The 11739-nt window shown below is 53.8% G+C and carries 14 protein-coding genes and 1 pseudogene; 13 read left to right on the forward strand and 2 right to left on the reverse strand.

What is annotated here, in order from left to right; translation table 11 throughout:
• Positions 1-22 precede the first annotated feature (22 nt).
• From K355_RS0114505 to K355_RS24090, 3 genes are read left to right on the forward strand one after another with little or no spacing between them, the layout of a single operon-like run.
• Positions 23-940: a DMT family transporter gene (locus K355_RS0114505; RefSeq protein ID WP_022732878.1), complete on the forward strand. Its 918-nt coding sequence runs from the start codon at positions 23-25 to the stop codon at positions 938-940.
• A 13-nt stretch (positions 941-953) separates the two neighbouring features.
• The gene (locus tag K355_RS0114510; protein ID WP_022732879.1) at positions 954-1295 is read left to right on the forward strand and encodes an NIPSNAP family protein; all 342 of its coding nucleotides are present in this window, start codon (positions 954-956) and stop codon (positions 1293-1295) included.
• The gene (locus K355_RS24090; protein ID WP_022732880.1) at positions 1292-1543 is read left to right on the forward strand and encodes an antibiotic biosynthesis monooxygenase family protein; all 252 of its coding nucleotides are present in this window, start codon (positions 1292-1294) and stop codon (positions 1541-1543) included. The genes K355_RS0114510 and K355_RS24090 overlap by 4 nt, the downstream gene beginning before the upstream one ends.
• A 25-nt stretch (positions 1544-1568) precedes the next feature.
• Here K355_RS24090 and K355_RS0114520 read toward each other — a convergent pair whose 3' ends face one another.
• Positions 1569-2804, reverse strand: a complete 1236-nt coding sequence (locus tag K355_RS0114520) for a metallochaperone AztD (RefSeq protein ID WP_022732881.1) — start codon at positions 2802-2804, stop codon at positions 1569-1571.
• A 178-nt stretch (positions 2805-2982) separates the two neighbouring features.
• Between K355_RS0114520 and K355_RS0114525 the strand changes: the two genes are divergently transcribed.
• Positions 2983-3324, forward strand: coding sequence for an NIPSNAP family protein (locus K355_RS0114525; RefSeq protein WP_022732882.1), 342 nt, complete (start codon positions 2983-2985; stop codon positions 3322-3324).
• Positions 3321-3683 (forward strand): antibiotic biosynthesis monooxygenase family protein, encoded by a 363-nt coding sequence (locus K355_RS0114530; protein ID WP_022732883.1) that lies wholly within the window; start codon positions 3321-3323, stop codon positions 3681-3683. Before K355_RS0114525 ends, K355_RS0114530 begins: the two co-directional genes overlap by 4 nt.
• Here the strand turns inward: K355_RS0114530 and K355_RS0114535 are convergent.
• The gene (locus tag K355_RS0114535) at positions 3680-4627 is read right to left on the reverse strand and encodes a DMT family transporter (protein WP_022732884.1); all 948 of its coding nucleotides are present in this window, start codon (positions 4625-4627) and stop codon (positions 3680-3682) included. The two genes, K355_RS0114530 and K355_RS0114535, sit on opposite strands and share 4 nt — an antisense overlap.
• Positions 4628-4873: 246 nt before the next feature.
• On the opposite strand from K355_RS0114535, the gene K355_RS0114540 reads away from it, so the two are divergent.
• From K355_RS0114540 to K355_RS0114575, 8 genes and pseudogenes are all read left to right on the forward strand, one after another.
• Positions 4874-5812, forward strand: coding sequence for a LysR family transcriptional regulator (locus K355_RS0114540; RefSeq protein WP_022732885.1), 939 nt, complete (start codon positions 4874-4876; stop codon positions 5810-5812).
• Positions 5813-5910: 98 nt separating this feature from the next.
• The gene (locus K355_RS24095; RefSeq protein WP_022732886.1) at positions 5911-6801 is read left to right on the forward strand and encodes a glycosyltransferase family 2 protein; all 891 of its coding nucleotides are present in this window, start codon (positions 5911-5913) and stop codon (positions 6799-6801) included.
• Between the two features lie 164 nt (positions 6802-6965).
• Positions 6966-7490 carry an inorganic diphosphatase gene (gene ppa / locus K355_RS0114550; protein WP_022732887.1) on the forward strand — a complete coding sequence of 175 codons (525 nt, stop codon included), beginning with the start codon at positions 6966-6968 and terminating at the stop codon, positions 7488-7490.
• 335 nt (positions 7491-7825) lie between these two features.
• On the forward strand, positions 7826-8368 hold the full coding sequence (locus tag K355_RS0114555; protein ID WP_022732888.1) for a L,D-transpeptidase family protein: 543 nt from the start codon (positions 7826-7828) through the stop codon (positions 8366-8368).
• A 69-nt stretch (positions 8369-8437) separates the two neighbouring features.
• A complete protein-coding gene (locus K355_RS0114560) occupies positions 8438-9412 on the forward strand; it encodes a DUF2333 family protein (protein WP_022732889.1) in 975 nt (324 codons plus the stop codon).
• 162 nt (positions 9413-9574) lie between these two features.
• Positions 9575-10144: a NifU family protein gene (locus K355_RS0114565; protein WP_022732890.1), complete on the forward strand. Its 570-nt coding sequence runs from the start codon at positions 9575-9577 to the stop codon at positions 10142-10144.
• A 194-nt stretch (positions 10145-10338) separates the two neighbouring features.
• The gene (locus K355_RS0114570) at positions 10339-11331 is read left to right on the forward strand and encodes a glucosaminidase domain-containing protein (RefSeq protein WP_022732891.1); all 993 of its coding nucleotides are present in this window, start codon (positions 10339-10341) and stop codon (positions 11329-11331) included.
• A 110-nt stretch (positions 11332-11441) separates the two neighbouring features.
• Positions 11442-11739, forward strand: a pseudogene (locus K355_RS0114575) (IS3 family transposase); the annotation flags it as partial.

An 11739-nucleotide genomic window follows, 5' to 3' on the forward strand; every position in this document is an offset into this window, starting at 1 on the left:
TACATCCAGTCCGGAGAACCACATGACGCCGTCAAAACCATCCCTGCCACTTGAAATCGGTTTGCTGGCTGTACTCGCCCTGCTTTGGGGGTCGTCATACCTGTTCATCAAAATCGCAGTAAACGACATCCCGCCAATCACCTTGATTGCGATCAGGGTCGGTATCGCATCGCTGTTTCTTCTTGCCGTCATGTTGTGGCGCGGCGAGCGTTTTCCGCGCGATGGCAAGGTTCTTGGCATGTTGCTGATCCAGTCGGTTCTCAACAGTCTTGGTGCCTGGACCATCCTTGCCTGGGGGCAGCAACATGTCGATAGCGGCCTTGCGAGCGTGTTGAACTCGACATCGCCGATTTTTGTCTTCCTGATCACGGCCTTTCTTGCACACCATGAACGGATTGATCTGCTCCGTCTCGTTGGCGCGTGTCTTGGCCTCGCGGGTGTGGTTCTCATTGTCGGTCCCGGTGTCATTACCGGCCTTGGACAACATGTCGGCGGTCAGCTCGCTGTTCTGACCGGAGCAATCCTTTATGCCGGAGCCGCGATCTATGGCAGACGTTTTAACGCTCTGCCCGCCACTGTCACCGCTGCTGCGACCATGATCTGGGCCAGCATCTTTTTGATCCCGGCGAGTCTGATACTGGACCGTCCGTGGACATTGGCCCCGTCAACAACCGCCATTCTTGCAACGCTCGCTCTGTCGGTTTTTTGCACGGCAATCGCCTTGCTGATCTATTTCCGGCTTTTGCGTACGCTCGGCTCCATCGGGGTTGCCAGCCAAAGCTATCTACGCGCCGGGATCGGCGTTTTGCTTGGCAGTCTATTACTTGGCGAAACCATAAGTCCACCGGCTGTTGCCGGTATCCTCTGCGCACTTGTCGGCGTCGCCATCATCAACATTCCGCGCCCATTCCGACAAACATCTCCTTCCCCAAAAAAGTAAGAAAGACTGAACCATGATCACCTGTTTCATCCGCTATGAAATTGATCCTTACAAAAAGGATGCCTTCATCGAATATGCCCGCAATTGGGGGCAGGCTATCCCGCGCTGCGGGGCACACCTTGTTGGCTATTTCGCACCACATGAAGGATCGGTTTCGACCGCCTATGGTATCTATCATTTGCCCGATCTGGCATCCTATGAGGCCTATCGCGCAAAACTAGCCGCCGATCCGCTGGGTCAGGAAAACTATCAATTCGCCCAGCGCGAAAAATTCATCCTGCGCGAAGAACGCCAGTTTCTGAAAATTGCCTCGACACCCCATGCTGGCCCGCAGACGGAGCTTATCAAACCATGATCGCCGTGATTTTCGAAGTCACCCCGCATAAGGCGCATTACGACGAATATCTCGCCATCGCAGGCGAGTTGCTTCCGATTTTGCAAGACATGGATGGCTTTATCTCGATCGAGCGGTTCAGCTCGCTCACCACACCGGGCAAGGTTTTATCCCTGTCGTTCTGGCGCAGGCCATCCAGATCAATGCCAAAGGACGGGCAGAAAAACATCTGCCCGTCCCAGTTCCAATCGCACCCTCAAGTTCGATAGATACATATCAGACTTTATAACGGCCTTAGTGCGACAGCCCGGACCCGCCAATGGCAACAATGTTGAACGGAAGCCCCTGAACCTTAATCTCGCCTTTATCGGCAAAGCTTTTGGCATCAACAAGGCGCACAAGATGGTCACGCGGGTCGGTCACGGCAATAACATCCCCGGCAACTGCAATGCGAGGCCGCGGATCGCGCCAGTGCCCATCCTTGCTATAGGGCTTGGTAATCTGCTGCGAACGAATAATCTTGCCATCAAGAACATCCACCGCATGCAGATAACCATCTTCGGTAAAGACATAGGCGATGGTCACCTGTTCCGGATCAAGCGCGAAATGAACATAGCGCACAGGCAAATCAACCAGCCGGAAAGGTGCGTCTTCGGTTGGCTCAATCACCACCAGCTTGTCCGCACCGTAATCACCAAGGAAGAATTGCATGGCTTTGCCACCGGCCAAATGGCCCACACGTCCGCTTGGCATATCGTCGCCATAAGACAGCATCTTGATCGTTGGCGCATCATTGCCGCTCAGCTGGGCAGTAATCACCCCTTCTTCACAGCCAAACGCCACAATACCCGCCGAATAGGCTTCGCCGTGAAGCCCCGTGCAGGTGTGAACATCCCCAACCTGCTTGCCCGCATAATCGACAACTTTAAGCCCAAGACGCGGCGGCAAACTGCCCGGCTTGGTTTCGACCTCAAGATCAGGTTCAGACATCAGATAATAATCACCCATCGGCACCACGACACCATGATGAGGGGCAGTCGCTGTCACTTCGCCATGGGTCGCACTTCCCGCAAGAAGATCATCTTCACCAAAAACCTTTGCAACGCCTTCGCCGTCAAAGAACATATAAAACGCGCCATCATGGGGAACCGCATGAACCGGGCGTTTACCGTTAATACCAACCGGCAGCAACGCCGCATTCTTAATGTCAATATCGGCATGATCACCGTGGGAGAAAACCTCAATCCCGCTATCGATCACCGCCACGGCATCATGATCCATTTGAACCGCGGCCAAGGTCTTTCCACTCTCGCTTGGCACCAGATGGGTCACATAGCCTGTGGTGTCAAACCGATCGATAACCGCCTTTTTCTCCAGATCAACAACGGTGACACCGCCCTCTTTCTGGTCAGTAACAAAAAGACGCCATGCCTGCCGTGTTTCATCTGCCGCCTGTGCGGGTGATGCCCCGAAAACCGGCATCAAAACCGCGCCGCTCACCATGACGGCCCGCGCAATATTTTTGAACAAAAGATGCTCCTATTTACTGTAACGTTATAACATAACATTCAATACAATCCTTTGTCCGGTCTGTCCATATCGATAGTTCGATCTGTATCGAAACATCACTCAGGCTGGGTGCGCTATGCCTTTCTACGCAAGGTGCTCATACCCTGCCTCGCCACCCGCAAACCATAAGGTATTCCCCATGATCACCTGCTTTATCCGCTATGAAATTGACCCGTATAAAAAGGATGCCTTCATCGAATATGCCCGCAACTGGGGACAGGCGATCCCGCGATGCGGGGCAGACCTTGTTGGCTATTTCGCGCCGCACGAAGGATCGGTTTCAACCGCCTATGGCATCTATCATTTGCCCGATCTGGCATCCTATGAAGCCTATCGCGCGCGTCTGAAGGACGATCCGCTGGGCCGCGAGAACTACGAATTTTCCCAGCGAGAAAAATTCATCCTGCGCGAAGAACGCCAGTTTCTGAAAATTGCCTCTACACCCCATGCTGACCCGCACAAAGAGAAGATAAATCCATGATCGCCGTTATCTTTGAAGTGACTCCTCACCAAGCACATTACGACGAATATCTCGCCATCGCTGGCGAGTTGCTTCCACTTCTGCAAGACATGGACGGCTTTATTTCGATCGAACGGTTCAGTTCGCTCACCACACCGGGCAAAGTTTTATCGCTGTCGTTCTGGCGTGATGAGGATGCAGTCAAGGCATGGCGCAATATTGCCGAACACCGTGCGGCCCAGGATGAGGGCCGCAACCGTGTCTTTGCCGATTACCGCCTTCGGGTGGCCGGGGTAATCCGTGATTACGGCATGACACCGCGCGATCAGGCACCCGATGATTCACACGCTCATCACGACATGGCAGGTAATAAGCCTTAGGTTTTGACACTGACCGGTTTCGGGGACGGATCATCCTCCCCGATACTGGCAGCCTCATCAACCTCAACCGGTGCCGCGCCGCCCTTGTAATCAAGCAACATCACCGCCAGCACAACAATACCCGCCCCAATGAAAATGACTGGCATCGGCAGCATGTCAAAAAAGATCAAATCCATGGCCACCGAAAACGGCAATGCGGTGTAGGCCGCGGGCGACACCACGCTGGCATCAGCCACACGCACCGCACGCAACACCATGTAATTGGTCATCATGGCAAAGAACCCGGCACCCGATGAATACAGCCAATCGGCCAAAGACGCCGGATGCCAGGTGATGATGGCAATCGGCACCCAGATCACCACCGCAATGATTTGCGGCCAGAACAGCATTGAAAAATTGGTCTCTGTCCGGGTCAGCACCTTGGCAAACAGGGTCTGGGCCGAAAAACAAAACGCCCCGATCAGCGCCGCGCCGACGCCAAGTGGCACGCCAAAGCCCTGCATACGCGGTGCACACATCACCCACACCCCGACCAGTCCAAGTAGGGTGGCGATCAGTTTACGCGCCGTCAGCTTTTCCCCCAAAATCACCACCGCCAGCAGCACAGTCAAAAGCGCTTCGATAAACAAATAGGCATTGACCTCGGCGATGCTCATTTGACGCAGGGCAAAAAACACGAAGAACAACGATCCATACCACAACAGCCCTCGGGCAACATGCGCCATGGGCCGCTTGGTGCGCACCAAACGGGTGCCGAGAAACATTACAATGATCAGGAAAACCGGGACCGTGGTAAGCGCCCGCATCGCAAGAATCTGTGCGGTCGGCACATCATGCGATACCAGCTTGGCACAGACATCGACACAAACGCCCGATGCCATGGCCGCAGTCATCCACAAAACACCGCGGACATTTCCGCTAAGGCGCAACAGCGTCTCGGTCATGATCGTTCCTGAGTGAAAATGATAATGGGGGTTTCCGGCAGCCCGGGGAGACTGCTGCGTGGTGGCGCAAGGAGACATCTTTTGCAAAGCAGGCCGGAAACCCTTATGGCGATGATCCTGCCTGCAAACTTCACAAAATACGAATGAGGAGTTTTCAGCCATTGCTGAGATTTTTTTGCCCCACTTCGCGAGCGATCCTGATAGACAGTAAAGCCCTGCAAAAATCAGCCCTGACGGATATGCCTCATGCGTCGCAAATTGCCACCGCTCCGCGCACTTGTCGCCTTTGAAGCCACCGCCCGCCACCAAAGTGTCAAGGGGGCGGCTGAGGAATTGCATGTCACGCAAAGTGCGATCAGCCATCAGCTGCGTCAGTTGGAAGAAAACCTTGGTGTGGTGCTGTTTACCCGCAAGGGCCGTGGCCTTAGCCCAACGAAATCCGCAGAGCTTCTTTTACCCCGCCTGACCGAGGCGCTGGACGGCATTGCCGATATCACTGGCGAAGTTGGCCCGGACAAGGGAAAGGCCATCCGCATTGGCGCGCTGGCGACCCCGGCCCTGACAGTTTTGCTATATGAACTTGATAATCTGCGCGGTCGCCTGCCTGCCGACATTCCGGTCCAGTTTCGCAAGATTGAATTTGATGACGACCTTGATCCGCTTGAGATTGACCTGGCCCTGCAAATCGCCCCCAAAGACCTGCCGGGTCCGGAAAACTGGATCACCGAACTTTTGACACCCGAAGTTTACACCGCCTTTGCCGCCCCGGAATGGCTGGAAAAACGCGGGCTTGATGCCTGTAAAATTGATGTCGGGCAGCTCAGTCCGCGCGACATTTTGCTGATCGACAGCGACAGTGAACAGTTTTCTCAAATCGAACAATGGTTCAAAGACGCCCACTTCTCTCTCGCTGATTGCTGGACCTTCAGCCACCATATCTGGGCGCTGGAAGCCGCCCGCGCCGGACAGGGCATCGTTGCCAGCACCGATGTCGTGGCGCGCAACTATGTCGAACGCGGTGAGTTGGTCGCACTGAATTTCCCCGACTTCATTTCCCACTGGTGGTACCGCCTTCTGATCCGACCAGCCCGCCAAAAAGACCCGGTCGTGATCGAAGCCGCCAACTGGATTCGCGAACTGATCAATCCAAAAACTGCTTCGCTTGCGCGGCGCAAGGTTTTGTAATTGATTTGTCGGTTGTGCTGCCCTGCTCTAAGAGATAAGGTTTATACATAAAAAAGCAGGAAAACCTGCCGATGTAAAAATAGGGTAATGTGGGGAAGATGACATCCTTGGTATCGGTCGTCGTAACGACCTATAACTGGCCAGAAGCGCTTGGGCTGGTGCTGAATTCTCTTGGTGATCAGACAGATCGAAATTTCGAAATCATCATCGCCGATGACGGATCAGCCGGTGAAACCACCCGCGTGATCGAAAATTTTGCTGCCAAATGCTCTATTCCCGTCAAACATTACTGGCACGAAGACAGCGGGTTTCGCGTCGCCAAGGCCCGCAACGGTGCGATCGCCATGGCTGAGGGTGAACTTGTTATCTTTATTGATGGCGATTGCTGCGTCATGCCGGACTTCGTCACCCGTCACCGCAAAGCAGCCGAGGCTGGCTGTCTGGTGTCAGGCAAACGGGTATTCCTTAAACAACGGCTGACCAAAACACTTCTTGCGCGCCGCTGGACCTTTCACAAATGGCCGCGCGCGGGGCTTTTCATGCTGTCCCTGTTTGGTTTTGCCAACCGCCCGTTCCAGTTCATACGCCTGCCCCACAAAGGCCCCTGGCTCTGGGAACATCGCGATTGCTGGCGCAAGGCGCAAACCTGCAATCTCGGGGTTTTCAAATCCGATATTGACCGTGTTCAGGGTTTTGACGAAGCCTATGAAGGACATGGCCTGGAAGATTCGGACTTTGTCCTGCGTCTTTTGCGCTCGGGGTTGAAACGCAAGAATGTTGAATATTGCTCCCCGGTTTTGCATTTATATCATGCGCGCGGAACAGCCAGCCGGGAGGCCAAGCGTGCCGAAGGTACAATTTCCAACTGGTCGCTGTTTAACGAACATCTGCTAAAAGACAGCGAACGCTTCCTGCCATTTGGTAAAAAACCCACTGCACCGCAGCAAAAAACCTCGGTTGATTCCAAACCCAATCCTGAGTTTACCTGAATTTCGACCAAGGATGCATGCGCGCCCCCTTGGAACTGGCAACATTTCGCGATAAAAGGGCGGCATCATTCTCCTTCGGGTGCGTTTGCGCATCCCCGAAGCCCAAAACAGTCGTCCCGATCATTCGGGGCATGCCTTTATAAAAGCGAAAGGGATTTTCCCAGATGGATCTCAATAAGATTCCCGTCGGTAAAGATGTTCCGTGGGACGTCAACGTCGTCATCGAAATTCCGCAAGGCGGTCCGGTCAAATACGAAGTCGACAAGGATTACGGTGCGGTATTCGTTGACCGTTTTCTGCATACCTCAATGTACTACCCGGTCAATTACGGCTTCATCCCCAACACCCTTGGTGAAGACGGTGACCCGGTTGATGCGATGGTCATGTTCCGCGAGCCGGTAGTTGCTGGTTCGGTGATCCGGGCCCGTCCGGTCGGCGTTCTGATCATGGAAGACGAAGCCGGTCAGGACGAAAAACTGATCTGCGTTCCCCATGACAAGATCGACCCCTATTACACCGACATCAAATCGCATGAAGATCTGCCACAGATTTTCCGTGATCAGATTCAGCACTTTTTCGAACGCTACAAAGACCTCGAAAAAGGAAAATGGGTCAAAGTCACCGGTTGGGAAGGCGCTGAAAAAGCTGCCAGCCTGATCGAAGAAGGTGTGGCCCGTCTCGCCAAGTAATTGGCCTGACGCCAAGCGATAGATCTTCCAGCAACGCTCTGCCTCATAGCAGGGCGTTGTTTTTTTCACCTATGGCGAAATGCGATCGGGCTTGCCATATCTAAAACACAGACAAACACGCCATTCCCGGCCCTATCGCCAGGTCTTTTTAAAGACCGACAAGGCCAGGCGGCGAAATTAATCGTATCAATGATTTGTGAACGGACTTGCGAAACGTTCGATTTGCCACATTTCTACCGTTGTTGTTTTGCACCGTCCCTGTGACAGCTGATGAACATCGATTTGAAACGCTGTCCAAGACGACATTGCCCCATTGCCGCGAGGAAACTGATCGAATGCAAAGCGAGGCCATCGCACATTCTGTTTCCCATCCGGTCGAGATTTCTGTCTCGCCGGATGGCATGTTGCGCGTGGGTGATGATACATTTCGCTGCGCGCTGGGGGTGAATGGTGTCATTGAGGCCAAGGATAAAACCGAAGGCGATGGCAAAACCCCGGCCGGTCGCTGGCGGCTGCGCTATGTGATGTATCGCGCCGATCACAGGCCGTGCCCGCGCACCAAATTGCCGGTAACAACAATTTCCTTTGCCGATGGCTGGTGCGACGACCCAACCCATCGTGACTATAACTGCCCGGTACGCCTGCCGTTCGATGCCAGCCATGAGAAGCTATGGCGTGACGATAACGTCTATAACATCGTGGTTGTCCTTGGCCATAATGATGACCCGCCGGTTCCCGGAAAAGGGTCTGCAATCTTTATGCATGTCGCCAAACCCGGTTACAGTGGCACAGAAGGCTGCGTCGCCTTGTCAGAACCCGATCTGGAAACAGTTCTGCGTCTGGCAACGTATGACACATACATCACCATCAATCCGTAAAATCATGCACTTGCCGTTTGAGCGCTGACATCCTAGGTTCATTGGCCGGATATAATTACAGGACAGGTCATGATTGAAGACGATTATCTCTATAAAAAAGGTGGCATAGCAGGTTTTGGATCGCGTCTGAAAGGTGTTTTCGGATCGCGCAAATTCTGGCTGCGCGGCCTTGCCATAATCGTTCTTGTCGCTGCGGTATATTATCCTGCAGGCATGGCAATGATCCACAACGTCGATGATAATCCGGATTTTTCTGGCAATTACCAAGGTGGCAGCCATGCGGTCAACACCGCCGCTGCCCTGATTGACCGCGAAGTTAATCAGAACCGCTGGACGGCAAATGATCCGTTTTTCCTGCCCGGCGGGGCTCTTGACAATATGCCAAACTTCCAGACCGGCATTATCTATGCCCTGTCACGCTTTTCGATCGAGCTGTCTGATCAGATTGGCCGCACACGTGGATCAAGTCAGGTCGATCCCGATCTTGATAATGCCGCGGGCCTGTTGAAATTCCGCGGTGACAAATGGGTGTTTGATCCCAGTGTATCGCTGCTGCCCGGTGTCACCTCCGAACAGCAATATCGCGACGCCATCCGTTCGCTCGATAAATATAATCAGCGCCTGATCAACGGAAATGCAGTTTTTGAACGCCGTGCCGATAACCTGCAGGAAACCCTGAACCGGTTTGCCAATGATCTTGGTTCGGCATCTGCCGTGATTGACGACAAGGTTGACGCTCCGTCGGTCTTTGATCGTACGGCTGATGACGTGTTCTATGCCACCAAGGGCCGCCTTTATGCCTATAGCCTGATCCTGCGCGATCTTGGCACGGATTTCGAACAGGTCATCAATGAGCGCCAGGTCGCCCCGGCATGGGCAGAAATGGTTGGATCTCTTCAGGCCGCTGCCGCCCTTGATCCGCTGGTGGTGGTCAATGGATCAGCAGATGGCATCATTTTCCCCAACCATCTGGCAGGTCTTGGTTTTTACCTGCTCAGGGCCCGCACTCAGATACGCGAAATCAGCAGCATCCTGCAGCGCTAATCATCATTTTGGCCCCCTATCGCAGCTTGCGAATACCTGACCCGCGCGCTGCGACTTGATCTTTTCGCCTTTTTGCCCCATTTAAGGGCTAACCATATGAAACGCAGATTGCCGAGCGGGCGCGCATTCGCCCCGGCAATCAGAGTGAGAGGACAAGCAACCATGTTCATTCAAACCGAACCGACCCCGAATCCCGCGACGCTCAAATTCCTGCCGGGCGAAGAGGTTATGGGCCGTCTGGGCACAGCAAACTTCGTCAAAAGCGACGAAGCCGTCAAATCGCCGCTGGCGCGCAAGCTGTTTGAAGTTGATGGCATCGCCGGTGTCTTTCTGGGCGGTGATTTCATCACCATCACCAAAGACGACTCCAAAGACTGGCAGACCTTAAAGCCCCAGGTTCTCGGCGGGATCATGGAGCATTACACCTCTGGTCAGTCGGTTCTCGATCAAAATTCGGATGCCGCAACCGGTGCCAGCACCGCGGCCGAAGGTGACAACGAACTGGTCAGCCAGATCAAGGAACTGCTTGATACCCGTGTCCGCCCGGCCGTGGCACAGGATGGCGGCGACATTGTCTTCCATAAGTTCGAAGACGGTGTTGTTTACCTTGAAATGCACGGCGCATGTGCCGGCTGCCCCAGCAGCACCGCGACCCTGAAAATGGGCATTGAAAACATGCTGCGCTATTACGTGCCCGAAGTTCAGGCTGTTGAACCCGTCATGGCTGACTAATTTTCCGAGTCGTTAAAAAATTCTTACGCCCGGCGCAAACTTTTCTGTGCGCCGGGCGTTCTTATTGCGCGCCGAACGTAAAGGATAGTGGGGACTTCTCAACCACGGGAATATTGTCCGTTGCGATCCATGCCGTCGGCAGGCATAGATAACGGCCACTTGGGACGGACAGTGAACCTGATCCTGGAGATAGAATGATGACTAGCGCAGAAACTGGAAATTACCGTAAAATTGCGCTCGCTTCGCTCGTCGGAGCGGTCAGCTTACTCTATATTGGCATTTTTGCCGGAATTGATATTTCGCCAGTACCAACAAGCCCCGACACAGAAACTTCTGTGGAGGTGATTGATGATGCTGTTGTCAAAAAAACCAAACCGGCCTATCGCCGGGGTCCTGAAGTCATCGCACTGGGCCAGTACTTCAAAAGCATCGGCTATCGCCTGCCCGATGTTACCGAAGTCCCGCGCGTTTATATCAAACGCGTTCCCAAAGGGCTTGGCGAACTGGCATCGGTCGATGAACGCAAACAGCTTTTCCTCCGAATCATGCTGCCGCTGTCGATGCGCGTAAACGAGGAAATCATTGTCCGTCGTGAACGGTTGATGGCCATTCAGGCCAAAGGTATTTCCGGCATCCCGGTCAACGCCAATGATCAGCAATGGGTCGAACAACTGATGAAACGCTATCGCGTGACCGATGGTGGCATCACGGCCTTGCTGGAACGCATCGACATTATCCCGACCTCCTTGATGCTCGCCCAGTCGGCTGAGGAAAGCGGTTGGGGCACGTCGCGTTTCGTGCGCAAGGGCAATGCCCTGTTTGGTCAATGGGCGTGGGGCGATGACGAAGGCATTGTTCCCGAAGATCGCGCCGATGGTAAAACCCACGTCATCAAGGCCTTTGCCAGCCTGATGGACAGTGTGCGGGCCTATGCACGCAACATCAATTCGCATCCGGCCTATCAGGTGCTGCGTGAAAAACGCGCTGAACTGCGCGCCGACGGGCAGTTGGTCACAGGCTGGGACCTTGCATCCACCCTGACAAAATATTCCGAACGCGGCGAAGAATATGTCGATAGCCTGCATGCCATCATGCGGGTCAACGACTTGACCGACCTTGACGGACTGGCGTTTGCCGCAGATGACGTGCCACCCCCGCCAAAGGTTCTGGCATTTCTTGAAGACTGATCAGACCTGCTGTCACCATGACAAAGTTCACAAAAAAAGGGATCCAAATGGATCCCTTTTTTATTTAACTGTCACGTCCTGAAATACGTTGTCACCTACAGGAGATGACAATGTCTACTTCAGGCAAAGTGCGTCGTAAGCGCACACAACGAGATTACAACATGGGCTTTAAACTGGCTGTTGTTGATCAGGTTGAAAAAGGCGAACTGACCTATAAGCAAGCGCAGGACCGCTATGGCATTCAGGGACGAAGTACAGTCCTGAACTGGTTGCGCAAACATGGTAAGCTCGACTGGTCCACAGCGAGGCACACAGCCATGTCCAAATTGGAAGAAACCCCGGAACAAAAGATCAAGCGTCTTGAAAGGGAGCTTGAGGATGAGCGGATCCGCGTCATGGTCCTTGATG

Origin of the sequence: Thalassospira lucentensis MCCC 1A00383 = DSM 14000 (genome assembly GCF_000421265.1) — a bacterium.
Taxonomy (GTDB): domain Bacteria; phylum Pseudomonadota; class Alphaproteobacteria; order Rhodospirillales; family Thalassospiraceae; genus Thalassospira; species Thalassospira lucentensis.